Annotated in this window: 27 protein-coding genes and 1 tRNA gene; 14 read left to right on the top strand and 14 right to left on the bottom strand. The window is 65.1% G+C overall.

The window, feature by feature from the left end:
- Positions 1-19 precede the first annotated feature (19 nt).
- From VO57_007155 to VO57_007135, 5 genes are all read left to right on the top strand, one after another.
- Positions 20-931, top strand: a complete 912-nt coding sequence (locus VO57_007155) for a cation diffusion facilitator family transporter (GenBank protein ID XBL71103.1) — start codon at positions 20-22, stop codon at positions 929-931.
- Complete coding sequence (locus VO57_007150; protein XBL71102.1) at positions 931-1,662, top strand: polysaccharide deacetylase family protein; 732 nt, start codon at positions 931-933, stop codon at positions 1,660-1,662. The genes VO57_007155 and VO57_007150 overlap by 1 nt, the downstream gene beginning before the upstream one ends.
- Positions 1,659-2,228, top strand: coding sequence for a sigma-70 family RNA polymerase sigma factor (locus VO57_007145; protein XBL71101.1), 570 nt, complete (start codon positions 1,659-1,661; stop codon positions 2,226-2,228). The genes VO57_007150 and VO57_007145 overlap by 4 nt, the downstream gene beginning before the upstream one ends.
- The gene (locus VO57_007140) at positions 2,225-2,965 is read left to right on the top strand and encodes an anti-sigma factor (GenBank protein XBL71100.1); all 741 of its coding nucleotides are present in this window, start codon (positions 2,225-2,227) and stop codon (positions 2,963-2,965) included. The genes VO57_007145 and VO57_007140 overlap by 4 nt, the downstream gene beginning before the upstream one ends.
- Before the next feature lie 171 nt (positions 2,966-3,136).
- Positions 3,137-3,655: a fasciclin domain-containing protein gene (locus VO57_007135; GenBank protein XBL71306.1), complete on the top strand. Its 519-nt coding sequence runs from the start codon at positions 3,137-3,139 to the stop codon at positions 3,653-3,655.
- A gap of 103 nt (positions 3,656-3,758) precedes the next feature.
- Here VO57_007135 and VO57_007130 read toward each other — a convergent pair whose 3' ends face one another.
- From VO57_007130 to VO57_007115, 4 genes are all read right to left on the bottom strand, one after another.
- On the bottom strand, positions 3,759-4,076 hold the full coding sequence (locus VO57_007130) for a hypothetical protein (GenBank protein ID XBL71099.1): 318 nt from the start codon (positions 4,074-4,076) through the stop codon (positions 3,759-3,761).
- Positions 4,073-4,615 carry a hypothetical protein gene (locus VO57_007125; GenBank protein ID XBL71098.1) on the bottom strand — a complete coding sequence of 181 codons (543 nt, stop codon included), beginning with the start codon at positions 4,613-4,615 and terminating at the stop codon, positions 4,073-4,075. Before VO57_007125 ends, VO57_007130 begins: the two co-directional genes overlap by 4 nt.
- Before the next feature lie 14 nt (positions 4,616-4,629).
- Positions 4,630-5,904 (bottom strand): ATP-dependent Clp protease ATP-binding subunit ClpX, encoded by a 1,275-nt coding sequence (clpX, locus tag VO57_007120; protein ID XBL71097.1) that lies wholly within the window; start codon positions 5,902-5,904, stop codon positions 4,630-4,632.
- Between the two features lie 199 nt (positions 5,905-6,103).
- The gene (locus tag VO57_007115) at positions 6,104-6,790 is read right to left on the bottom strand and encodes an ATP-dependent Clp protease proteolytic subunit (GenBank protein XBL71096.1); all 687 of its coding nucleotides are present in this window, start codon (positions 6,788-6,790) and stop codon (positions 6,104-6,106) included.
- 149 nt (positions 6,791-6,939) lie between these two features.
- On the opposite strand from VO57_007115, the gene VO57_007110 reads away from it, so the two are divergent.
- Both VO57_007110 and VO57_007105 read left to right on the top strand, forming a co-directional pair.
- A complete protein-coding gene (locus VO57_007110; GenBank protein ID XBL71095.1) occupies positions 6,940-7,563 on the top strand; it encodes an ATP-dependent Clp protease proteolytic subunit in 624 nt (207 codons plus the stop codon).
- Positions 7,564-7,613: 50 nt separating this feature from the next.
- Complete coding sequence (locus VO57_007105; GenBank protein XBL71094.1) at positions 7,614-9,200, top strand: amidase; 1,587 nt, start codon at positions 7,614-7,616, stop codon at positions 9,198-9,200.
- Between the two features lie 46 nt (positions 9,201-9,246).
- On the opposite strand, the gene tig is transcribed toward VO57_007105, so the two are convergent.
- Positions 9,247-10,839, bottom strand: coding sequence for a trigger factor (gene tig, locus VO57_007100; protein ID XBL71093.1), 1,593 nt, complete (start codon positions 10,837-10,839; stop codon positions 9,247-9,249).
- Positions 10,840-10,894: 55 nt separating this feature from the next.
- Positions 10,895-10,979: transfer RNA gene (locus VO57_007095), tRNA-Leu, on the bottom strand.
- Between the two features lie 203 nt (positions 10,980-11,182).
- Here VO57_007095 and VO57_007090 point away from each other — a divergent pair.
- Together VO57_007090 and VO57_007085 are read left to right on the top strand one after the other, a co-directional pair.
- Positions 11,183-11,410 (top strand): hypothetical protein, encoded by a 228-nt coding sequence (locus tag VO57_007090; GenBank protein ID XBL71092.1) that lies wholly within the window; start codon positions 11,183-11,185, stop codon positions 11,408-11,410.
- A 61-nt stretch (positions 11,411-11,471) separates the two neighbouring features.
- Positions 11,472-11,795: a DUF3297 family protein gene (locus tag VO57_007085; GenBank protein XBL71091.1), complete on the top strand. Its 324-nt coding sequence runs from the start codon at positions 11,472-11,474 to the stop codon at positions 11,793-11,795.
- Positions 11,796-11,816: 21 nt separating this feature from the next.
- Here VO57_007085 and VO57_007080 read toward each other — a convergent pair whose 3' ends face one another.
- On the bottom strand, positions 11,817-12,644 hold the full coding sequence (locus VO57_007080; protein ID XBL71090.1) for a CHAP domain-containing protein: 828 nt from the start codon (positions 12,642-12,644) through the stop codon (positions 11,817-11,819).
- A 152-nt stretch (positions 12,645-12,796) separates the two neighbouring features.
- Between VO57_007080 and der the strand changes: the two genes are divergently transcribed.
- Both der and VO57_007070 read left to right on the top strand, forming a co-directional pair.
- The gene (gene der / locus VO57_007075; protein ID XBL71089.1) at positions 12,797-14,191 is read left to right on the top strand and encodes a ribosome biogenesis GTPase Der; all 1,395 of its coding nucleotides are present in this window, start codon (positions 12,797-12,799) and stop codon (positions 14,189-14,191) included.
- Positions 14,188-14,736 (top strand): DUF2721 domain-containing protein, encoded by a 549-nt coding sequence (locus VO57_007070; GenBank protein ID XBL71088.1) that lies wholly within the window; start codon positions 14,188-14,190, stop codon positions 14,734-14,736. The genes der and VO57_007070 overlap by 4 nt, the downstream gene beginning before the upstream one ends.
- A gap of 18 nt (positions 14,737-14,754) precedes the next feature.
- Here the strand turns inward: VO57_007070 and bfr are convergent, their stop codons facing one another.
- The 5 genes from bfr to VO57_007045 form a co-directional block, all read right to left on the bottom strand.
- Positions 14,755-15,258 (bottom strand): bacterioferritin, encoded by a 504-nt coding sequence (gene bfr / locus VO57_007065; protein XBL71087.1) that lies wholly within the window; start codon positions 15,256-15,258, stop codon positions 14,755-14,757.
- Between the two features lie 142 nt (positions 15,259-15,400).
- Positions 15,401-15,589: a ferredoxin gene (locus tag VO57_007060; protein XBL71086.1), complete on the bottom strand. Its 189-nt coding sequence runs from the start codon at positions 15,587-15,589 to the stop codon at positions 15,401-15,403.
- Positions 15,590-15,676: 87 nt separating this feature from the next.
- Positions 15,677-16,057, bottom strand: coding sequence for a hypothetical protein (locus tag VO57_007055; protein ID XBL71085.1), 381 nt, complete (start codon positions 16,055-16,057; stop codon positions 15,677-15,679).
- Positions 16,054-17,409: a DUF418 domain-containing protein gene (locus tag VO57_007050; GenBank protein XBL71084.1), complete on the bottom strand. Its 1,356-nt coding sequence runs from the start codon at positions 17,407-17,409 to the stop codon at positions 16,054-16,056. The genes VO57_007055 and VO57_007050 overlap by 4 nt, the downstream gene beginning before the upstream one ends.
- Positions 17,410-17,502: 93 nt before the next feature.
- Positions 17,503-18,738 (bottom strand): SPOR domain-containing protein, encoded by a 1,236-nt coding sequence (locus VO57_007045; GenBank protein XBL71083.1) that lies wholly within the window; start codon positions 18,736-18,738, stop codon positions 17,503-17,505.
- Between the two features lie 291 nt (positions 18,739-19,029).
- Here VO57_007045 and VO57_007040 point away from each other — a divergent pair, with 291 nt between their 5' ends.
- Genes VO57_007040 through VO57_007030 form a run of 3 tightly spaced genes read left to right on the top strand, consistent with a single transcriptional unit; the run spans position 19,030 to position 21,792 of the window.
- Positions 19,030-19,743 carry a ParA family protein gene (locus tag VO57_007040; GenBank protein ID XBL71082.1) on the top strand — a complete coding sequence of 238 codons (714 nt, stop codon included), beginning with the start codon at positions 19,030-19,032 and terminating at the stop codon, positions 19,741-19,743.
- Positions 19,744-19,754: 11 nt separating this feature from the next.
- A complete protein-coding gene (locus VO57_007035; protein XBL71081.1) occupies positions 19,755-20,417 on the top strand; it encodes a hypothetical protein in 663 nt (220 codons plus the stop codon).
- Positions 20,418-20,421: 4 nt separating this feature from the next.
- Entirely contained in the window at positions 20,422-21,792 is a 1,371-nt protein-coding gene (locus VO57_007030; GenBank protein XBL71080.1) for a tetratricopeptide repeat protein, read from the top strand.
- 37 nt (positions 21,793-21,829) lie between these two features.
- On the opposite strand, the gene VO57_007025 is transcribed toward VO57_007030, so the two are convergent.
- Complete coding sequence (locus tag VO57_007025) at positions 21,830-23,059, bottom strand: dihydroorotase (GenBank protein ID XBL71079.1); 1,230 nt, start codon at positions 23,057-23,059, stop codon at positions 21,830-21,832.
- A 10-nt stretch (positions 23,060-23,069) separates the two neighbouring features.
- Positions 23,070-24,113, bottom strand: a complete 1,044-nt coding sequence (locus VO57_007020; protein XBL71078.1) for an aspartate carbamoyltransferase catalytic subunit — start codon at positions 24,111-24,113, stop codon at positions 23,070-23,072.
- Positions 24,114-24,127 lie beyond the last annotated feature (14 nt).

Below are 24,127 nucleotides of genomic sequence, written 5' to 3'. Positions count from 1 at the left end.
GCAGAAGGGCAATCGATCGATGGGTCACGATCATTCTCACGACCATGCGCACGGGCACGGCCATTCCCATGCGCCAGCCGATTTCGGGCGCGCCTTCGCGATCGGCGTCGCGCTCAACACCGTGTTCGTCGTGGTCGAGGCGAGCTTCGGCTATATCTCCGGCTCGATGGCGCTGGTCGCGGATGCGGGCCACAACCTGTCGGACGTGCTCGGCCTGCTGATCGCCTGGGGGGCGAGCGCGGCGGCCAAGCGGCCGCCCTCCCCGCGCTTCACCTACGGCCTTAAAAGCTCCACGATCCTCGCCGCGCTAGCCAATGCCGCGCTGTTGATGATCGCCATCGGCGCGATTTTGTTCGAGACAATCGACCGGCTGATGAACCCGGTGGAGCCGGAAGGCTGGACGATGATCTGGGTCGCGGGCGTCGGCATCGTCATCAACACCGCCACCGCGCTGCTGTTCGTCAGCGGACGCAAGGACGATCTCAACATCCAGGGCGCGTTCATGCACATGGCGGCGGATGCGCTGGTCTCGGTCGGCGTGGTCATTGCCGGCGTCGCGATCCTGCTGACCGGCGCGGTGTGGCTCGATCCCGCCACCAGCCTCGTGATCCTCGCTGTGATCGGCTGGGGCACCTGGGGCCTCGCGCGCGACAGCCTGAAGCTGGGCCTCAACGCCGTTCCCGAAGGGGTGGACGAATCCGCAGTGCGCGCCACGCTGGAAAGCGAGCCCGGCGTCACCGAGGTGCACGACCTGCATATCTGGCCCATGTCGACCACCGAGACCGCGCTGACCGCACATCTGGTGATGCCAGAGGGCCATCCGGGCGACGCCTTCCTCGCTCTGGTCGCGCAGCGGCTCGCCCATGAGCACAAGATCGGCCATACCACCTTGCAGATCGAGCGGACGCGCAACTGCGAGGGTGGGTGTTGATGGGAAGAAAGCTTGTTGTCTGGGGCGGTGTGGGAATCGTCGCCGTCCTGGCCCTGCTGGTCGGCCTCAACAGCCTATCCAAGGCCCCGTGCTTCCAGCTCATCGGCGATCTGACCTGCCGGGTCGAGACCGACGACAAGATCGTCGCCCTGACCTTCGACGATGGCCCGACGCCGCGCGGAGTTGCTGCCGTGTTGCCGATCCTCGACCGGTACGATGCCAGGGCCAGCTTCTTCCTGATCGGCGAAGACCTGAAACGTCACCCGCAGGCCGCGCGCCAGATCCTTGCTGCGGGCCACGAACTGGGCAACCACACCTACAGCCACCAGCGCAATGTCGGCCGGTCCCGGGCGTTCTATCGCGAGGAACTCGGCAAGACCGGGCAACTGCTGCGTGGCATCGGATCGGACAGCGACCTGTTTCGCCCGCCCTATGGCCGCAAGCTGGTGGGCCTGCCGCTGGAAGTGGAGCGTGCGGGGTTGAAGACGATCACCTGGGATGTCGCGGACCGGGCCGAAGAGTTCCCCGAACCGGCGGACTACGCGCGCGACATCGTGGAGCGGGTGCGCCCCGGATCGATCATCCTGATCCACCCCATGTATCGCGGCAACGCCACCGCGCGCGAAGCTCTGCCGATGATTCTGGCCCAGTTGCGCGATCGCGGATATGACATCGTCACCGTGAGCGAACTTTTGAACCACCAGTCCTCCGCGAGCGTATCGCCGCAATGACACCGGCCAGCCCAGAACGCCGCGAGCAGCTGAAGGCGGCCATGCTCCGCCTGTCGAAGGGAGACCGGGAAGCCCTCGAAGTGGTCTATCGCCTCACCAGCGTGAAGCTTTTCGGCATTTGCCTGCGTATCTTGGGGGACAGGAAAGAAGCCGAAGACGCCTTGCAGGACGTTTACATCACCCTCTGGCGCAATGCCGCCCGCTACGACGCGAAGCGCGCCAGCCCGATCGCGTGGCTGGCAACCTTTGCGCGCAACCGCGCGGTCGACCGGCTGCGCACCGGCAAGGTGCGGCGCGGCGCGGTGCCCGTGGAAGCGGCGGCAGAGCTACCCGATGGCGACCCGTCCGCCGACGATCTGCTGATCGATGCGGAGCGGACCGCGCGGGTCCACGCCTGCCTAGACACGCTCGACGAGCCGCAGCGCGGGGCGATCCGCACCGCCTTCCTCGAAGGACGCACCTATGCCGAGTTGGCGGAGCGCAACGCAGTGCCGCTGGGGACGATGAAAAGCTGGATCCGGCGCGGCCTGCTGAAGCTGCGCACCTGCATGGAGGGCGGTGAATGAGCACGCCCGGACACGATATGCCCGAACTCTCCGGCGACGAGCTGCTCGCTGCGGAATACGCGATGGGTCTGCTGGAAGGCGAAGACCTGCTCTCAGTGCGCGGTCGCATGGCGCGCGAACCTGCGTTTGCGGGGCTGGTCGCACAATGGGAAACGCGGCTGGCTCCGCTGCTGGACGAACCTGCGCGCGCCGCCCCTTCGCCCGAGGTGTGGAGCCGGATCGCAGGCGAGCTGGAGGAGCGGGACGAGGCACCCAGCCCCGTGTTTCTGCTCCAGCGCCGGGTCGCGGTGTGGCAGCGGATCGCCGCCGGTAGCGCGGTCGCGGCGGTTGCCGCCGTCGCGCTGCTGTTCGTGCCATTGGACAACACGCCTGCGCCTGATCCTGCGACCGATGCGCCGCCACTGGTCGCCTCGATCCCGATTGCCGACACCCCGCTGCGTATCGGCGTAACCTTCCTGCCCGAGCGCGAGGAACTGCTTGTCGCCGCCGATGGCCTGACCGCCGACGGGGTGCACGATCACGAGCTGTGGCTGATGCCGCCGGGCGAAGGTGCACAGCCGCAATCGCTGGGCGTGATCGCACCGGGCACGCAGCAACGCGTGTCGCTCGACCCCGCGCTTGCGGGCGCGATGCGGCAGGGCGCGCAGATCCTGCTGAGCCAAGAACCACTCGGCGGCGCGCCGGACAAATCTGCGCCGGGGCCGGTGGTGGCTCAGGGCACTCTGGCGAAAACCTGAGCACCAAAAAGATTTCCGGCGCGCGCTGCATCCGCCGCGCGACCCGCCTCGTAACTCCTCACCGACGGGAAAACGGAAATGAGGAGATCGACGATGTTCGCCAAGAAAGCCCAAGCTGCCCTTATGCTTGCTGCCAGTGCTGCCCTGCTGGGCGCATGCGCTTCCTACGATATGGACGACGGCCAGATGGCCAGCGCCAGTGCCGATACGACGGTGATGGTGGGAGGTGCGGCGATGTATCCCACGCGCAATATCATCGAAAACGCGGTCAATTCGAAGGATCACACCACGCTGGTCGCCGCTGTGAAGGCTGTCGGCCTGGTCGACACGCTGTCCGGCCCCGGACCCTTCACCGTGTTCGCGCCCACCAATGCTGCGTTCGCGAAGCTGCCTGCTGGCACGGTCGACACGCTGCTGAAGCCCGAGAACAAGGCGATGCTGACCAAGATCCTGACCTATCATGTGGTTCCGGGCCGGGTGTCGGCCAGCGATCTGATGATGAAGATCAGGCAGGGTGGCGGCATGGCGAAGCTGACCACCGTGGAAGGCGGCACGCTGACCGCAAAGATGATGGGCGGCAATGTCGTGCTGGTCGATGAAAAGGGCGGCATGGCCACCGTGACGCAGGCCGATGTGTTCCAGTCTAACGGCGTGATCCACGTGACCGACACGGTATCGATGCCGAACTGATCTTCTTCCTCCCCTAGCGGCACCGGCAAGCGCACCCCCGCTATCCAGCACCGGTGTCGCACCAGGGCCCCGCCCGGCACTACCTCCTGCCGGGCGGGGTTTTCTAGGAGAAAAAGTTCTTTATTACATCTTCGTCAAAATTCGCAGCATTTACCTCTACTGAGGAAACAAGGTCCATAAGAATCTCGTAATCGGGTTCACCGTGATCAGTACTGAAAGAGATCGAAGATGGTCCGCTCATTTTGAATGATGCAAATGCCCGTTCGGTGAAGTCGTCAAATCCAGTCCATATGTGAAGATGAAAATCTTTATGGGAGGCACTGAAGGCGCGCTCACCGGCTGCCTCGACCCAGTCAATATTTCCAGCATCCGTTTCTTCTCTCAACTTTTGAATGAACGGCCGCAAAGGCTTCGGAATCATATTATTTCTCCGTACTTTAGCGACGATAGTTCACGCCCGATGTTCGCAGTCATGTCTGTCATCGCACCGCGAATAGCAGCTGTATCGCGATAGCTAGGCGTCGCGCTGCTTGCTAAATAACCCCGAATTACCAAGCAGTGGCCGTGAACTAGAGACTTATCGTCTTTATATTCGTCCGGGAACGAATATGAATAAAGATATATTATTCTACTTAGATCGCGCGAAGAAGCAGGCTTTTGCTGATCGAAAAGCTCTAGCGCGGACTCGATAGCCAACCGACACTCGGTCAAATCGCGATTTTTTCTTTCCTGCTGAACTTTATCGGAGACGGTTCGCTGTCCCTTCGCCACCGCTTGGGCTTTGGTCGTGACCCTATGCACTTCAATAAGAGCGACCGATAAGCCGAATAACGTTGCCCAACCGGCGATATAAGCAAACCATTCGCTCTCCGAATCTGCCACTTGTGGTACAAAAAGCTCCAGAGCAGCAGCTGCCGCAGTGACGACAACGACCGTCGCTAAATGCGGCCACCATCGCACAAACACCATCGCGATCAGGCAGCGTCCGACGCGGTGCGTTTGCCGCCTTCGCCGTCGAACACGCGGATCGGTTCCTTGCGGCCTTCGACCACGTCCTTGTCGATCACGACTTCGTTGCAGCCTTCCAGATCGGGCAGGTCGTACATCGTGTCGAGCAGCAGGCCCTCGACGATCGAGCGCAGGCCACGGGCACCGGTCTTGCGCTTGATCGCACGCTCGGCAATCGCGCGCAGCGCGTCATCGTTGAAGGTCAGTTCCACGCCTTCCAGCTCGAACAGCTTGGCATACTGCTTGACGATCGCGTTCTTGGGCTCCTGCAGGATCGTGACCAGCGCATCGACATCGAGGTCGTGCAGCGAGGCGATCACCGGCAGGCGGCCGACGAATTCGGGGATCAGCCCGAACTTGAGCAGATCTTCCGGCTCGCTCTTTTCGAGCAGTTCGCCGATCCGGCGCTTGTCCGGGTCGGCGACATGCGCGCCGAAGCCGATCGAGCGCTTCTGCAAGCGGTCGCCGATGATCTTGTCGAGCCCGGCGAAGGCACCGCCGCAGATGAACAGGATGTTCGTCGTGTCGACCTGCAGGAATTCCTGCTGCGGATGCTTGCGCCCGCCCTGCGGCGGCACGCTGGCAGTGGTGCCTTCCATCAGCTTGAGCAGCGCCTGCTGCACGCCCTCGCCCGACACGTCGCGGGTGATGGAGGGGTTTTCCGCCTTGCGCGTGATCTTGTCGATCTCGTCGATGTAGACGATCCCGTGCTGCGCCTTCTCGACATTGTAGTCGCTGGCCTGCAGCAGCTTGAGGATGATGTTCTCCACATCCTCGCCCACGTAGCCCGCTTCGGTCAGCGTGGTCGCGTCGGCCATCGTGAAGGGCACATCGAAGGTACGCGCCAGCGTCTGCGCGAGCAGCGTCTTGCCCGAACCGGTCGGACCGACCAGCAGGATGTTCGACTTCGCCAGTTCGACGTCGCCCTGTTTCCCGGCGTGCTTCAGACGCTTGTAGTGGTTGTGCACCGCGACCGAGAGCACGCGCTTCGCGCGTTCCTGCCCGATCACGTAATCGTTGAGCGTGGCGCAGATCTCGGACGGGGTCGGCACTTCGCCTTCCTTGCGCCCGGTCAGCCCGGCCTTGGTTTCCTCGCGAATAATGTCGTTGCACAGCTCGACACACTCATCGCAGATGAAAACGGTCGGCCCGGCGATCAGCTTGCGCACCTCATGCTGCGATTTGCCGCAGAAGCTGCAGTACAGCGTGCTTTTGCTATCCGTTCCGCTCAATTTACTCATAATCCTGCTATCCTCGAATCCCCGCAGCTGCGGAGAACCTTACGAATGTAACTTTCATGCACGCCAATGCAACCTAGGCATGTGTCGCACGAATCGCCTTGCGAAGGGCTGAAGACAGCCCCCGCGTAAATTTACGCCCTCATTTTTCAGAGCCTTGTGGCCTTGAGGCCACGCCGGCGCCGGGACGGCGGGAGGCCCGTCAGGCCGGTGCCCCGCCCGATCCTTCGGGTTCGCTGCTCGAGTCGTCGCCCGAATCGCCCTGCGGACGGCTTTCGAAGACCTTGTCGACGAGGCCGAACTTCATGGCTTCCTGCGCATCGAGGAAGGTATCGCGATCCATCGCTTCCTCAATCTTCTCCAGCGGCTGGCCGGTGTACTTGGCGTAGAGCTCGTTCATGTTCTTGCGAATGCGCAGGATCTCGCGCGCCTGAATCTCGATGTCCGAAGCCATGCCCTGCGCGCCGCCCGAAGGCTGGTGGATCATGATCCGCGCATTGGGCAGCGCGATCCGCATGCCGGGCTCGCCCGCAGCCAGCAGGAAGCTGCCCATCGACGCGGCCTGGCCCACGCACACCGTGGAAATGCGCGGCTGGATGTACTGCATGGTGTCGTGGATCGCCATCCCGGCCGTCACCACCCCGCCGGGCGAGTTGATGTACATGCTGATCGGCTTGGACGGGTTCTCGCTCTCGAGAAACAGCAGCTGCGCCACCGCGAGGCTGGCCATGCCATCTTCCACCGGGCCGGTGAGGAACACGATCCGTTCGCGCAGCAGGCGGCTGAAAATATCGAAGCTGCGTTCGCCGCGACTGGTCTGTTCGACCACCACGGGCACCAGCGCGCCGGTTGCGGGGTCGCGGAAATAGCCGGATTCGTCGAATTGCATGAAGGGTCCTTATCTGTCTTGGCCGCCTATATCTGGTCTCATCCTTTCATCATCAAGGCTTGAATGGAAAGCCCGCGCGCGCCAGTTGTGCCGCAACAACATGCGCGGTGCCCAATTCTTGATGGCGATGCGCCCAAGGAGCCTGATTTATGACGATGCCCAGCAACCCCATCCCCTTCCGCGCCGATGACGAGGAAGAGACGGACAAGGACATCTCCAACGCCGGCGCGGCGATGATGAACAAGTTCCTCGATGCACGCACCGTGCTGATCTTCGGCGGCGTGGACCAGAAGATGGCGGAGCGCATTTCGATGCAGCTGCTCTATCTCGACCATGTCAGCCACGAGCCCATCAGGGTGATCGTCAATTCGCCCGGCGGCCATGTCGAATCGGGTGACACGATCCACGATCTGATCAGCTTCATCGCCTCGCCCGTCGCCATGATCGGCACCGGCTGGGTCGCCAGCATCGCGACGCACATCTTCCTCAGCGTTCCGGCAGAGCGCCGCTTCTGCCTGCCCAACACGCGCTTCCTGATCCACCAGCCCTCGGGCGGTGCGCGCGGCATGGCCAGCGACATCGCGATCCAGGCGCAGGAAATCGTCAAAATGCGCGAACGCATCGCGCACAAGATTTCCGATGCGACCGGCCAGCCGGTGGAAAAGGTGATCAAGGATATCGATCGCGATTTCTGGATGAACACCGAAGAAGCGAAGGATTACGGGATCCTCGGCACGGTGATCAACAATGCCAAGGAAGTGACCTTCGGGTAATCCGCACAGGCAATTGACGGGGGCGCGGTGCTGACGCAGCATCGCGCCCCATGAAGACATACACCTCGCTCGCGGTACTCGCGCTCGCCATTGTCGCTGCATCGCCGTCGTTGGCACATGAGGCGGAGAGCGCCGATGACGTGATCGTCATCCAGGAAATGCCGCCCAGCGCGATTGTCGACACAAACGCGCAGATTGCCCGAATCAGGACGCTGGATGATGCGGGGCCGATGCTCAACGCCGTCATCGCCTTCAATCCCGACGCTGCCGCAGTTGCCGTTACGATGACCGAACGCCCTCTCGAAGGCCGCACCGTGCTGGTGAAGGACAATATCGAGACCCGCGAATTTGCGACCACCGCCGGCAGCCTCGCGCTCGCCGGAAACATGACCCGCCGCGACGCACCGCTGATCGCAAACCTGCGCGAGGCAGGTGGTGTGGTGCTGGGTAAGACCAATCTTTCCGAATGGGCCAATATCCGCGATTTCAACTCCACCAGCGGATGGAGCGCGGTGGGCGGTCTCACCCGCAATCCCCACGCGATCGATCGCAATACCTGCGGATCATCCTCGGGCAGCGCTGTAGCGGTCGCCGCGGGCTTCGCATGGGCCGCAATCGGGACCGAGACCAACGGATCGATCACCTGCCCCGCCAGCATCAACGGCGTGGTCGGGTTCAAGCCTACTGTCGGGCTGGTCAGCCGCACTCATGTGGTGCCGATCTCCAGCACGCAGGACACCGCCGGGCCGATGGCCCGCAGCGTGACGGATGCCGCCGTGCTGCTGACCGCGATTGCGGGCAGCGACCCGGCAGACCCTGCCACGGCCGAGGCTGACCGCTACAAGCGCGACTTTGCCGAAGGGCTGCCCGATGCCTCACTGGCGGGCGTGCGGATCGGGGTGATGCGCAGGCAGGCAGGCAACCGTGCCGACCTGCGCGCAGTGTTCGACGCCGCGCTGGCCGATCTGGAGGCGGCAGGCGCAACGCTGGTCGATATCGAGTTCGAGGCGAACGAGGAGATATCGCGCGACAGCTTCCAGGTGCTGCTGTTCGAGCTGCGCGAGGGGATGGGCCAATACCTCGGCTCGATCCCGCCGATCGGTGGTCGCGAGAAGATGACGCCGCGCAGCCTCGCCGATCTGATTGCCTTCAACGAGCGGCATGAGCGCGCCGAGATGCGCTGGTTCGGGCAAGGCATCTTCGAGCTGGCGGAGACCACAACCGATCGCAAAGCTTACGAGGCGGCACGCGAGAACGCGGTCCACCTCGCCGGTGAGCAGACCATCGACCGGCTGCTGGCCGAGTACGACGTGCAATTCCTGGTCGCCCCGACGCGCGGGCCGGCCTGGGTCAGCGATCTGGTCAACGGCGACAATTTCAACGGCAGGATCGGCTTCGGCAGCCCGGCTGCAATCGCGGGCTATCCGCACCTGACCGTGCCGATGGGCGCGATCGAGGAGCTTCCCGTTGGCCTCTCCATCATCGGCGGCAAATGGCAGGACTGGGAAGTGCTGAAGGCAGGCGCAGCCTACGAGCGGGCGCGCAGTGCGAGCATCCCGACACCCGATTTCACCCGCTGGATGCCTGAGGCGGGAAATCCGGCAGCCGAAAACGCGAGCGGGGCGACCGGCAACTAGCCGACCGCCCCGCGCGTTTGTCTCTCAAGACTGAGCGCCTGCGCGCTTAGTCCTTCTTGGCAGCAGGCTTCTTCGCCGGGGCCTTCTTGGCCGCAGGCTTCTTGGCGGGAGCCTTCTTGGCGGCGGGCTTCTTCTCGGCGGAAGCATCGTCCTTCTTGGCTGCGGGCTTCTTGGCCGGGGCCTTCTTCGCTGCGGGCTTGTCGTCAGCCTTGTCGTCCGACTTGGCAGCGGCCTTCTTGGCAGGAGCTTTCTTCGCAGCCGCCTTCTTGGCCGGGGCCTTCTTCGCCTTGGCGGCTTCGGCTTCGGTGCTTTCTTCCGCTTCGATCGCGGCTTCCAGCTCTTCGCGGGTCACTTCGCGTTCTTCGATTTCGGCCTTCTCGAACAGGAAGTCGACGACCTTGTCTTCATACAGCGGAGCGCGCAGCTGGGCGGCAGCCATCGGCTCGTTCTGGATGAACTGCATGAACCGCTCGCGGTCTTCCGGGCGATACTGCTGCGCAGCCTGCTGCATCAGCATCGACATTTCCTGGCTGCTGATCTGCACGCCATTGGCCTGACCGATTTCGGACAGCAGCAGGCCCAGACGCACGCGGCGCTCGGCGATGCGGCGGTAATCGTCGCGCTCGCTCTCGATTTCCTTGACGGCCGCTTCGGAATCTTCCTCGCGCGAGGCTTCCTGCATCAGCTGCTGCCAGATCTGCTCGAATTCGGCATCGACCATGCCCTCGGGCACGGCGAAATCGTGACCGGCGGCCAGCGCGTCGAGCAGCTGGCGCTTCATCTGGGTGCGGGTCAGGCCGGCAGTTTCCTGCTCCATCTGCGCCTTGACCAGTTCGCGCAGCTTGTCCGCGCTTTCGAGGCCGAGGTTCTTGGCGAAATCATCGTCGATCTCGCTGTCTTCGGGCGTCTTCACCGCCTTCACGGTGACCGCGAATTCGGCGTCCTTACCGGCCAGGTGGTCGGCCTGATATTCTTCGGGGAAGGTGACCTTCACGGTCTTCTCGTCGCCCGTCTTCACACCCTTGAGCTGGTCTTCGAAGCCGGGAATGAAAGTGCCCGAGCCGATGACCAGCGGGGCGTCTTCGGCCTTGCCGCCTTCAAATTCGACACCGTCGATCGAGCCGACGAAATCGATAATGACCTGGTCGCCATCGGCTGCCTTCTTGGTCTTCGCGGCGTCCTTGTAGGTCTTGTTCTGGTCGGCGATGCGCTGCAGCGTCTCGTCGATCGCGCTCTGGTCCACCGGCACGACCAGCCGTTCCAGCTTGATGCCGTCCACGTCGGGCGTGTCGATTTCAGGCAGGATTTCGAGGCTAACGTCGATCTCGGCATCCTTGCCCTGATCGTAGCCGTCCTTGAGCGCGACGGTCGGCTGCATCGCCGGGCGCAGGCCCTTGTCCTTCATCAGCTCGTCGACCGAAGACTGGATCGTGTCGTTGACGACCTGCGCGTGCAGCTGCTCGCCGTGCATCTTGCGTACGAGGTTGGCGGGCACCTTGCCCGGGCGGAAGCCCGGCATGCGCACCTGAGGCGCGATGCGTTTCACCTCGGCCTTGATCCGGTCGTCGATCTCGCTCGCGGGGATCGTGATGAGATAGGCGCGCTTGAGGCCTTCGTTGGCGGTCTCGGTGATCTGCATGAGTGGTCTTACGTGCTTTCCGACAAAGAGTGCTGATTGCATCGCGGGGCGAGGCTGGTGCGGGCGAAGGGACTCGAACCCCCACATCTTGCGATACTTGGACCTAAACCAAGCGCGTCTACCAGTTCCGCCACGCCCGCAATCCGAACGAGGACGCGCGAATGGCGGGAGCCATCCACGACAGACCGGCGCGTCTAGAGCGTCTGCGCGCAAAGGGCAAGCGCTCCGCCTGCGGGCATTTCCGGAAGGGCGCGGAAACTTGATTATGACGTTTAGGTTACATACACAGTGGATAGTGTAACAAATATGTCAAATTTGGATGGGTGAAAAAATGAAATCGAAGATGAAAAAGCGCGCCAAGGCGCTCGGAAGGCTGATCGTTCCGCCGGTCAATCCGGCCAATGGGCGTCTCTCGTCCAAGGAACTCGAAAAGGACGGCCCCGGCGGCAATCCGCTGCTGGAGCGCAGTTCATGGACCAGCGAGATTGATCGCGAGCGTCTCGATGCGGGACTGCGGATTGCGCACGCGCGCCGTTTCTCGCTCTACGGGTCGAGCCTGACGCCCGATTGATACGCCACCGATACGCGCGCCGTATTGTCAGGCCCCGCCGGTCTGTCTATCGGCCAGCGCCATGACCGAAGAAAGCCCCGAGAACACCCCCACGCAAGCCCCCGAAACCAAGGGTGCGGACGTCCCGCCGATGCACTTGTCGGTCAATCCGCGCAGCCCGCATTTCGACCAGGCGGTGCTGCAGCGCGGAGTGGGCATCCGCTTCAAGGGCCGTCAGCGCACGGATATCGAGGAATATTCGATCAGCGAAGGCTGGGTACGCGTGCAGGCCGGGCGGACGATGGACCGCAAGGGCCAGCCGCTCACCCTCAAGCTGAAGGGCCCTGTCGAGGCCTGGTTCGAAGATCTGGGCGAGGATGCGCCGGTCGCCCGTCTGGACGACTGAGCCCTCCCCCGCTCCAAGCCTTTAATCGTAGAGCGCGACGGCGCGCTCGACCACAGCATCGCCGCCTGACCGCCCTGCGCTCGCCTGTACGCGGCGCGGAGTGAGCGGTCGCGCGGTCGCGTAGCTCGCCTGGGACGCGGCCTGTGCGGGCCTGTATGCCGCCTGCGTCACGCGCGGCTGGCTTGTCCGCGTCTGCGGTGCGCGCGCCGGGGGCGCATCGGCAAAGGCGGCGAGGAAGGCGCGCGACGGCTCTTCACGGGTCGGCTGCGGCCGAACCGGCGCGGGGACCGCCTGCGCAAAGCGCTGCTGCGTGCGTGGCTTCGCCTTGCCATCGGGATAGATGAAGCCCTGCACCGGCCACGGCGTGGTGCCGAGCGCCTGCAGCGGATAGTACCACACACGCACCTGGCTCCAGTCGTTGTTCGGCGAGACATCGACTGCCTTCACATTGCGTTCGATCTGCCCGCGCCGTCCATTGATCGGCGACCAGTTGGCATGGTCGAGCAGTACGGTGCGCGAATCGATCACCTTGGCGACCGCCGCGACATGGCCCAGCTGCATATTGCCGGTGGGAACGAAAGCCATAACCGCGCCTTCACGAGGCGTGTGGCCACGCGCAAACCGGCCTTCGGCCTGATCCCACCAGGTGTGGGCATCACCGTAGATATCGATCCCGCTGACCTGCCGCGCATAGGGCACGCATTGCAGGTAAGGCGGCAATTCGCTGCCGCTCGACGCCGCGCTTGCGTCCGCGGCGACCTGTGCCTGAGCGGCGACAAGTGGCGGAACTGCAAGACTTGCAGCGACTGCGGCGAGGGGGAGGACGAAGAGATGGGGGCGGCAATTCATACGGCAAAGTTTTGCCGGTCGTGCCTTTCCATCAGCCTCAGAAGACTGGTTAACAGCGCGTTTACCTTTGCGCCCCGTTCCTTCGCCTTTTCGTCTACCAGGAGCGCGAGGGCGCTTGCCAACGGCGCGGGCAAGGCCCAACTGCCGTCCCTATGCTGCCTCGCGTAATCATTATCGGGCGCCCCAATGTGGGCAAATCCACCCTGTTCAACCGGCTGGCGGGCAAGAAGCTCGCGCTGGTCGACGATCAGCCGGGCGTCACGCGTGACCGGCGATTCGGTGACGTGACGCTTGCGGGCATGCGCTTCACCATCGTCGATACCGCCGGGTGGGAAGACGAAGACCCCAGCACCCTGCCGGGCCGGATGCGGATGCAGACCGAAGTCAGCATCGCCGATGCCGACGCGGTGCTGTTCGTGGTCGACGCGCGCGCCGGGCTCACCCCGCTCGACAACGAGATCGGCAACTGGCTTCGCACCGCAGACGTCCCTGTGATCGTGGTCGCCAACAAGGCCGAGGGGCGCAGCGGCGACGCAGGCATTTTCGAAGCCTACTCGCTCGGCCTGGGCGAGCCGATCGGCATTTCCGCCGAACACGGCGAAGGCACTGCCGACCTGTTCGAGGCGCTGTGGCCAATCATTGGCGAGAAGTCCGAAGCGGGCGACGCGCTGGAGGCGATGGATGAGGGCGAAGAGGACGAAGACGGCGTCCCCACCGGGCCGCTGAAGCTCGCGATCGTCGGGCGGCCCAATGCGGGCAAATCGACCCTCATCAACCGAATGCTGGGTGAGGATCGCCTGCTGACTGGGCCGGAAGCAGGCATCACCCGCGATTCGATCGCGATCGACTGGGAATGGACCGATCCCGACAGCGGCGACACGCGCGAAGTGCGCCTGATCGACACTGCGGGGATGCGCAAGAAGCGCAACGTGGTCGAGAAGCTGGAAAAGCTCTCGGTCGCAGACGCGCGCCGCGCGGTCGATTTCGCCGAAGTCGTCGTTCTGATGCTCGATGCGACCAAGGGTCTGGAACATCAGGACCTCAAGATCGCCAGCCTCGCGATCGAGGAAGGGCGCGCGCTGATGATCGCGATCAACAAGTGGGATGTGGCCGCCGAGCCGAGCAAGCTGTTCAACGGCATCCGCTTCGCGCTCGATGAAGGGCTGGCGCAGGTACGCGGTCTGCCGCTGATCGCGGTCAGCGCGAAGACCGGCAAGGGCCTCGATCAGCTGATCGCCGCCGCGTTCCAGCTGCGCGAGACCTGGAGCAAGCGCGTGTCGACCTCCGCGCTCAATCGCTGGTTCGACGATGCGCTGGAGGCGAACCCGCCTCCCGCCCCGGGCGGCAAGCGGATCAAACTGCGCTACATCACCCAGGCCGGCACCCGCCCGCCCCGCTTCGTGGTGTTCGGCACCCGGCTGGACATGCTGCCGACCTCTTACGAACGCTATCTGGTCAACGGCATCCGGCGCGAACTGGGCTTCGACGCAGTGCCCGTGCGGGTGGTGCTGAAGACATCGAAGAACCCCTACGCGAGCGAGCAATGATCGACCTATTGGCTGCTTCCGGCGCCGATTTTGCGAGCGATCTGGTCAACCGCACCAGCAACACGATGCGCGTGCAGCAGGTGCTGCAACTCAGCCTGACGCCGGTGTTCCTACTCGCCGCGATCGGCGCGGTGATGAACACGATGACCCAGCGGTTGATCTGGATCGCGACCCGGATCGAGGCGATCGAAGAAGCGGCCGAGCTCGGCGAAGCGGGCCGCAGGCCGGAAGAATTGCCGATACTGGAGCGGCGCAGGGTCTATGCGCAGGGCGCGGTGATGTTCTGCACCGCCAGCGCCCTGGCGATCTGCATCGTCATCGGCCTGCTGTTCGTCAGCGCCTTCATCGAGACGCAGATCGGCACGCTAACCGCAGTCGCTTGGATTACCACCATGGGCCTGATGGTCGCCGGACTGGTGCTGTTCCTGCTGGAAACGCGACTGGCGACGGGCAGCGCGAAAGATCGCCGCCGTCGCAGCCGGGAAATCATGCGCCGCAAGGCAGAGCGCGCGGCGGAGGACGATGACTCCGGCGCATCGCTCTAGCAGGCGCGGCCAGAGGGCCTAGGGCGCGCCTGCGCCGGTCTCGCCCTCGCCCGCCGGGTGGCTTTGCAGCTGGACGTAGTTCTGCAGGCCCATCCGCTCGATCATGTCGAACTGCGTCTCGAGGAAGTCGACATGCTCTTCCTCGCTCGCGAGGATGTTCTCGAACAGCTGTTCGGACGTGTAGTCCTTCACGCTCTTGGCGTATTCTGCGGCATCGCGCAGCAGCGGGATCGCTTCCATCTCCAGCGCCAGATCGGCCTTGAGGATTTCCTCGACCGTCTCGCCCACCTTCAGCTTGTGAATCGCCTGGAAGTTCGGGAGCGCTTCGAGGAACAGGATCCGCTCCGCCAGCCAGTCGGCATGCTTCATCTCGTCGATCGACTCGTGCCGTTCGTATTCGGCAAGCTTGGTCACGCCCCAGTCGGCCAGCACGCGGTAGTGCAGCCAGTATTGATTGATCGCGGTCAACTCGTTGGTGAGCGCCTTGTTGAGATATTCGATGACCTTGTCGTCGCCCTTCATGGCCGCATGCTCCTGTGAATGTGAATTGCCCCACGCTTAGGCGTCGATCAGGCAACTCCGCAAGGGCGAAGGCGCAAAAAATCGCAGATTTCCGGGCTTTTGAGAGCGCCTCGCAGTGGCAGGCGCGTTATTGCGAATGCGCCTAGGCCGCAGCCTTGCAGCACCCGAGCTCGCGTTCCTCGAACACGATCGCATCGGCATCGCACAGGCATGAGCCACATTGCGGACGCTTGCCGAGCGCCGCGTAACACGCCTCTGCATCGCCCGAGCAGTGCACGGCGGCGCGGCGCAGATCCGTCTCCCGGATGGCATTGCAGATGCAAACGTACATTGGCGGAACAGTCTCCTGCAAACGACTCGCAAGGACATTGTTAATGCGACTTGTTCTCACAAACAAGTCAAAATGTGCGCCCGCCTCCTAGCGCTGCTTCACGAACACATGCGCGGTGCCCGCCTCGTCGACGAAGGCGATCTCGACCGACCCCGGACGGCGCAGTTTTGCGTCGGCCTCGTAATTCCTGCATTCCCCTTCGAACGGCGCGCATAACAGGCTGAAGCGGACGATGGATGTCGAGCCCAGCCGCACCACCTGATAGTCTCCGCGATCTTCGGGCGGGGTGCAGTCTGCTTCCTCCGCCCGGCAGAAGCGGTAGCGCATGTCCTCGCCCATCTCGAGGCGATAGGCCGCGCCCTCGCCCAGCGTTCCGGTATAGACGCCGGGGATATCGCGCGTCTCGATCGGCTCGGAACACCCACCCAGCACGGCGGCGAGGCCGATCGCGAGTGCCGCTCTGATCACCCTGCCTCGCGCGTCCGCCGGATCGGGAACAGCTTGCCATAGGTCAGGCAGCGCCACAGCCATTCCAGCGGGCCGAAGCGATAGACCGACAGCCACGCCTTCGACCACGCCAGCATGATCGCCCACGCAGCCAGCATCACGATGTAGAGTTGCGGCCGCGTAAGCTCGCCATACAGGCCCAGCGCGAAGCCGTGGAACACGAACAGCATCAGGATCGACGTGCCCAGATAGTTGGAGAACGCCATCCGGCCCGCCGCGCTGACGCGCGATCCCAGCCAGCCGGTCGCCTTCGGCCCCCACAGCGCGAGCAGCGCGGCCAGCCCGATCACGAAGGGCAGGCGGACGAAGGCGCTGGTGCCGACGAAGCTGAGGAAGGTCGAATGGAAGCTGAGCCCCCGCTCCAGCGCCCACAGCCCGATGGCAAGCGATCCGGCGAGGCCAATCACGACACCGATCGCGCCCCAGATCGCCTGCTTCTTCGCATTCAGACGCCCGTCGAACAGGCCAAGGCGATAAAGCGCCATGCCGATCAGGATCAGCGGGATGGTCTCCAATCCGAAGAACAGGAAACCGGTCAGCGGCTCAACCCAGTGCTCGGTCAGGTTGTAGTGGACCCAGCCGAAATAATCGCCCGACTGAACCAGCGACGCGTCGGCCTGCGCGATATCGAGGCCCTGTGTCTTCATCACCCCGAAGCTATCGCGCACCTCTGCCGGGGTTGAAGGACCACCGCCCTGTCCGCCTGCCTCGGCCAGCACTTTTGCGCCGCCAAGCTCCATGATCCAGTAGAACATGCCCGCCAGCGCGCTGAAGATCGCGGCACCGACAACATAGAAGAATATCCCCACGCCCAGCTGGGTCTTGGGGCCCCACTTCACGAACAGCAGGCAGATAAATCCGCAGGTGGCATAGAGCGTGAGGATATCCCCGCGCCAGATGAAGAAGAAATGGACCATGCCGAACGCCAGCAGCCAGAACAGCCGCCGCGCCTGAAGCCAGCGCCCCTGCTTGCGCGCCCATGCCTTCTCCAGGAACAGATACATCCCCGCCCCGAACAGCAGCGTGAAAAGCCCGCGCATCTTGCCGTCGATCAGCACGAACTGCGCGACCCACATCCAGTCCGACGTCGCATCATGCGGGGTCAGGAAGCCTTCGGGCCACATATAGGCGATCATCGGCTGACCGAAGGCGACGATATTGGCCGCCAGAATGCCCATCACCGCGATCCCGCGGGTAAAATCGAGACTCAGCAGACGCGCAGCGCCGGTGGCTGAAATCGGCGCAGCCTTTTCGGCAGCGCCTGAGGCCCTCGTATCCTGATCCGGCGTTGCCGCCGCTACCGCTTCGGTCATTGAAAAGATTCCCCCTGTTACCCGACACCTAACAGCAGGGTGGGCACAGGGGAATTGCCTTCGACGGGCGCGCGATCTCGCCCGATGAAAAGCCTAGCGGGTGACGAGACAGTCCTGCCCACTGCGCTTGAGCGCATTGCACGCGCTCTGCGCCGCATCGCGGCTGGCATAGCCGCCAGCAAGCAGCTTGGTCACGCGGCCCGCAGGTTCGAGCACGCGGGTCGCCCCGGCAAGCTCGCTGCGGCCCGAAAGGCGCGCCCACAGACGCTCCGCATTGCCATTGACGGCAAAGGCACCGAGCTGGATTTTCCAGGGCCCGCTGCCCGCACCCGCCCGCACGGGCGCTGGCTGCGGTTCGGGACGCGGTGAGACACGCGGCTCGGGTCGCGGTCGCGGTTGCGGGGCGGCGCGCGCGACGACCGGCGTGGTCGGCTGCGGCTCGACCGCGCGCGGATCGGCTGCTGCGGGCGTGCTGCGACGCGCGAAAGTCGCACCCGCATCTGCGGGGCTCTCGGTGCCGGTGACGCGGCTCGCCTCGGCAATCGCGGACTGTGCGGCGGCCACGGAGGGCGCCACGCGGGTCTGAGTGATGGGGCGCGGGATACGGTCCGGGCGGCCCGGTGTCGGGACACCCGGCGCGCTGGTCGCGACAGGCGGGGCTGCGGCAGGAACGGATGCGGAGCGCGAGGGCGCAGCATCGCTCGTACCAAGATCGGCGGCGGCAAAACGGCTCGCACGCTGCGCATCGGCATTGCGCTTGAGCTGCGGCACCAGCGCCTGCGCCTGCTGCCGCTGGTCGAGCGGAATATGCGTGTCCATCTGCTGCATCGCGCTGGCCGCCTGCGGCAGGCCCGCCGCATTGGCGAGCGTAATCAGCGCATAGGCACGCACCCAGTCGCGTGCGACCAGGTCGCCGTTGAAATGCGCGATGCCCAGCAGATATTGCGCGCGCGGATCACCGCGCTCGGCGGCATCAACGACGTAGGGCATCGCCTCTTCGCGGCGGCCGTTCTGGAACAACAGCAGCCCCAGATTGTCCGCCGCCTTCAAATGCCCCTGCGCTGCGGCCTTTGCGTAATAGACTTCGGCCTGGCGCGTGTTCTGTTCGACCCCGCGACCAAGACGATAGGCCTGGCCCAGGTTGAACTGCGCGTCGGCATCGCCCTGCCCAGCAGGTCCGCGCCATTCGGCAACGGCGGTCTCGTAATCCCCGCGCTCCCACGCGGCGACGCCATCATTGACGTCGGCCAGCGCCAGCCCCGGCAGGGTCAGCAATGCGCCTGCAAGGGACGCCCGGAGGCCGAATTTGCGACCGTTTCGCGTCGTCATGGTGTTCCCCGTCATTGCCGATCGCACGTGTTCACCTTCCGCGCTAGCGGGAGATGGTTAACCCGCGATTACCACGCCTGCGAACCACTCGCCACGCAGTAGCAACGTCCCGCCCCGTTGTGCGACGTTTTCGCAGGCTGGCTTTACCGTCGGTCTTTCTCAGTATGCGAAGCGATCGGCCTTCCCTGCCTTAACCCTAAATAAAGGACATCCTGCGAAGCCATACGCGTGCATCGAACCCGTTTGCGGGTGAACGATGCGGGACGTGCAATAATTGGGGGAACAGTCCCGGTGCGGGTATTGGCATTGGCTTCACAGAAGGGCGGATCGGGCAAGACCACCTTGTCCGGCCATCTTTCAGTCCAGGCCCAGCGTGCAGGCGCGGGGCCGGTGGTGCTGATCGATATCGATCCGCAGGGCTCACTGGCGGACTGGTGGAACGAGCGCGAGGAGGATTATCCGGCCTTCGCGCAGACCACGGTCGCGCGGCTCGCGCATGATCTTCACACCTTGCGCGAGCAGGGCTTCAAGCTTGCCGTCATCGACACCCCGCCCGCCATCACGATGGCGATCCAGTCGGTCATTTCGGTTGCAGAACTGATCGTCGTGCCGACCCGTCCCAGCCCGCACGACCTGCGGGCGGTCGGCGCGACGGTCGACCTGTGCGAACGCGCGGGCAAGCCACTGGTCTTCGTGGTCAACGGCGCGACACCCAAGGCGCGCATCACTTCGGAAGCGGCGGTCGCGCTGAGCCAGCACGGCACAGTCGCTCCGGTGACCGTCCATCACCGGACCGATTTCGCCGCATCGATGATCGACGGCCGCACGGTCATGGAAATCGATCCCGATTGCCGTAGCGCGACGGAGATCGCCGCGCTGTGGAATTACGTGTCCGACCGGCTGGAAAAGAACTTCCGCCGGACGGTCTTCGCCGCACCCGGCGCGGCGGCCCACCTGCCGCAGGCCCCGCGCCAGGGCGTGTTCGGCCGCCGGGTCGCGCAGTAGGTGCACCGGGCATGACCGACATGAGCTTTGCCTCGCTTTCCCCCGGCCTGCTTGCCCGCAAGGGCGGCGCGAAACCGGCCATGCGCCGTCAGTCGCCGATGGTCGATGGCACAGTCGCGGGGGCGCACATGCAGCACCCGCTGCCGGCGGAGAGTGCGCTGGAGGATCTGGGCTGGAACGATCTGGGCGAACCCGGCGATACGCAGCCGGTCGCGCGCGAGACCGCTCAGCCAGCCGACTATCACGATGCCGCCGAAGACGCGCCGGACAGCGCGTTCGCCCCGCTTGGCAAGCACGCGCGCAGCACAGCCGCGCCCACGTATGAGACCGCACCGGAGCAGGATCGCGCCGACGAAACTCCCAGCGAGCCGGACGTAGCCGAACCGGTCGCGGCCGTTCGCACCAAGGCCCCGCGCCTCCCGCGTCCCGGTCTCGCGGTCGCCAGCGCGCCTCAAGTGAGGGGCGAAGCAAAGGCCACAACGAAGGGCAAGCGCACCGCCTTCACGCTGCGCCTGGACCCAGAGCGTCATCTCAAGCTGCGGCTGGCCTGCACGCTCGCCAACCGGAGCGCGCAAGCGCTCGTCACCGAAGCGGTGGACGCCATGTTCGCCGCCACACCCGAGCTCGAACAGCTTGTCGCCCGCGTCCAATCGCGCCCCCACAAGGAGGGATGAACCGATGATCCGCCAGAACTTTTCCAAAACCCTGATGCTTGCCACCGCGCTGGCCACGCTCGGCCTGACCGGCTGCGCCAGCGGCATCGGCGGTTCGAAAACCGCATCGGCCAGCGATGCCGCCACGGCCCGCGCCGACGGCAATACCGAAAAGGCAATCACCCTGGCCGAACAGGCCGTGCTTGCCGCGCCGAATGATCCGGCGGCAAAGGCAGAGCTCGGCTCCTCCTACCTCGCGGCGGGCCGCTTCGCATCCGCACAGCAGGCGCTCGAAGAGGCGTTGGTGCTCGGCGATGTGAGCCCGCGCACCGCGCTGCGCTATGCACTCGCCTCGATCGCACTGGGCGACAACCGCGCCGCGATCGAGACGCTGGGCGAATGGCGCGATGCGATCGCTCCGGCGGATCTGGGCCTCGCCTATGCGCTGGCGGGCAATCCCGAACTGGGCGCACAGATCATGCAGAATGCGCTGCGTGGCGGGGAGAATACTCCGACCATGCGCCAGAATCTCGCCTATGCCTACGCGCTGGGCGGCAACTGGGCCGCCGCGCGGATCATCGCCGCAGAAGACGTCGCCCCGGGTGAACTGGATGCGCGCATTTCCGAATGGGCGCGCGTCGCCCGGCCGGAAGACTACACCGCCCGCATCGCCAACCTGCTCGGCGTGCAGCCGCAGGCCGATTCCGGCATGCCCGCGCAACTCGCGCTGGGCGGCGCTCCGAATGCGGATCAGATGCTCGCAAAGGCTGCCGCAGCAACCGCTGCCGCGAGCCCGGTCACGGGCGAACTTCCGCCGGTCGATCTGCTTGCTTCCAGCGGAGCGGCCCGCGCGCTCGCCCCGCTCGACGCTGCGGTGGGCGCGCGCGACACCGTCTCAACCGATTTCGACAGCACCTTTGCCAAGGCGGATGCGAAGGCCTCCGCCACGCCGAAGCCCGCGCCCAAGCCTGCGCCCGCCGCAAGTTTCGCCAGCGCACCGGTGGTCCAGTCGATCCCTGCGCGAGCCGCGCCTGCGCCCGCACCGGTTGCGGCAGCCAAGCCCGCCCAGGCATCGGCCTCCGCAGCGCGCGAAGACCTCGCAGGCGGCACGCACCTGGTGCAGCTGGGCAGCTATGGCAGCGAAGCCGATGCCAAGCGCGGCTGGGCGATCTTCGTCAAACGCCACCCGCAGGTCGCAAGCCGCGAGCAGGTGATCACCCGCGCCAAGGTCAACGGGCGGATCTATTACCGCCTGTCGGCCGGCAATCTTGCCGCATCGAGCGCGCAGTCGCTGTGCCGCACGGTCAAGGCCTCCGGTCACGGTTGCATCGCGTGGGAACAGAGCAGGCCGCTACCCGGCACGCTCGACGCGGGCCGCCGGGTCGCGACCCGCTAAGTGGCTCTCAGATTGAACGGGGGCGTCGGTCGACTGGCTAGTCGACCCTGACGCCGCCCTTCCACAGGCCCAGCACCCGGCCCTGCATCGGCTGACCGTCGAACGGAGTGTTGTCGGCAGTCGCGGCCATCTTGCGCCGGTCCACGATCCACGGCTTCTCCGGATCGACCAGTGCGATGTCGCCTTCATGGCCCTCGCGCAGCAGGCCCGCATCGACGCCAAGTAGCCGCGCGGGCGCACCCGCCAGCAGATCGAACGCGCGCGGCAGATCGATAACCCCGTCGCGCACCAGCGTGAGCGTGGTCGACAGCAACGTTTCCGCACCTGCCATCCCGGGCTCCGCATCGGCGAAGGGCAACCGCTTGTCCTCCGGTCCGCGCGGATCGTGCCCGCTCGAAATCACATCGATCGTCCCGTCGGCAATCGCCGCGACCACCGCGTGGCGATCGTCTTCGCTGCGCAAAGGCGGCGAGAGCCTGCCAAAGGTGCGGAAGTCCCCGATCGCGAGGTCGGAGAGCATGAAATGCGCAGGCGTCACACCCGCGGTCACCGCCACACCGCGCGCCTTGGCGCTGCGCACCAGATCGAGCGCGGCGGCGGTCGTCAGCTGACGGAAATGAATGCGCGCACCCGCCATCTCGGCGAGCGCGATGTCGCGCGCGACAGCCAGCGCCTCGGCTTGCGGCGGTGCGCTGGGCAGGCCCAGCCGGGTCGCCATTTCGCCCGCGCTTGCCACGGCATCGACCGCCAGCCCGCCATCCTCGGCATGCGCGACCACGACCATGTCGAGCATCGCCGCATAGCTCAGCACGCGCAGCATCACGCCGCTATCGGCGATCCAGCGCCTGCCGGTGGCGATCCCGCGTGCGCCCGCCTCGCGCATCAGCGCGACTTCGCCCAGTTCCTCCCCGGCTAGTCCGCGTGTCGCAGCGGCCAGCGGGTGGACCCAGAAGTCGGGCTTGCCGCTCTTGGCGATGTAGTTGACCCGGCTCGGCAGATCGAGCGGCGGCGACTGATCGGGCATCAGCGCGGCGCGGCTGATCCCGCCGAAATGGAACGCGGGCTTGTCGACCGCGAACACGCCGAGATCGACGAGGCCCGGCACGACCAGTTTGCCTTTCGCGTCGACAACCTCGTCGTCGGGCTGGGCTCCCCCTGCCCCGATCGAGGCGATCATCCCGTCGGCGATCTGCAGAGCGCCGTCGACGACACCCTCGGGCGTCACCAGCTTGCCGTTGACGAAGGTGATGGGTCGGGTCTGTTTCATTGCCGCCCCCTCACTTCCACTGCCCTTGGCCCAGCGGGCGTTCCCATCCGGGAACCCCGCGCGCGCGGCGGGTCAGCACGTCAAGGCAGGCCATCCGCACCGCGACGCCCATCTCCACCTGCCGGGTGATGATCGACCGGTCGAGCATGTCGGCCACGTCGCTGTCGATCTCCACGCCGCGGTTCATCGGCCCGGGATGCATCACCAGCGCATCGGGCGCGGCGCGGCGCAGACGCTCCTGCGTCAGCCCGTAGAGGTGGTGGTATTCGCGGGTGGAGGGGATGAACTGCCCGCTCATCCGCTCCGCCTGAAGGCGCAGCATCATCACGACGTCCGCCCCTTCCAGCGCGGCATCGAAATCGACGTAAGGCTTCGCGCCCATCATCTCGATCCCCGCCGGCATCAGCGCGGGCGGCGCACAGACCCGCACGCTGGCACCCAGCGCCTGCAGGCACAGGATGTTGGATCGCGCGACGCGGCTATGCGCGATATCGCCGCAGATCGTGACGACGAGGCCGGTAAAGTCCTCCGCGCCCTCGCCCCGCTCGTCCAGCGCATGGCGCAGCGCCAGCGCATCGAGCAGCGCTTGCGTAGGGTGTTCGTGGCTCCCGTCGCCCGCGTTGAGCACCGGGCAATCCACCTTGCCGTCGATCAGGTCGACCGCGCCGCTCGACGCGTGGCGGATGACGATCGCGTCCGCTCGCATCGCATTCAGCGTGATCGCGGTGTCGAGCAGCGTCTCGCCCTTCTTCACGCTCGACTGCGCGGCATGCATGTTGACCACATCCGCACCCAATCGCTTGCCCGCAATCTCGAAGCTGAGCAGCGTGCGCGTGCTGTTTTCGAAGAAGGCGTTGATGATCGTCATCCCGGCCAGCAGGTCGCAATGCTTGTCCGGCTGGCGGTTGAACTCGACCCACTGCTCCGCCTCGGCGAGCAGATAGAGGATCTCGTGCCGCTCCAGCTGCGCGATGCCGGTCAGGCTGGGATGCGGGAATGCGTGTCCGCCCGCCGGGAAGCGGTCGGAATTCGGGGGGGAACCTGCGGATGCCATTAAAGCAATGCCAC

This window comes from Citromicrobium bathyomarinum, assembly GCA_001306305.2.
GTDB lineage: Bacteria > Pseudomonadota > Alphaproteobacteria > Sphingomonadales > Sphingomonadaceae > Alteriqipengyuania > Alteriqipengyuania bathyomarina.
Note: the sequence above shows the minus strand (reverse complement) of the source record. Positions and strands in the feature narration are given on the sequence as shown.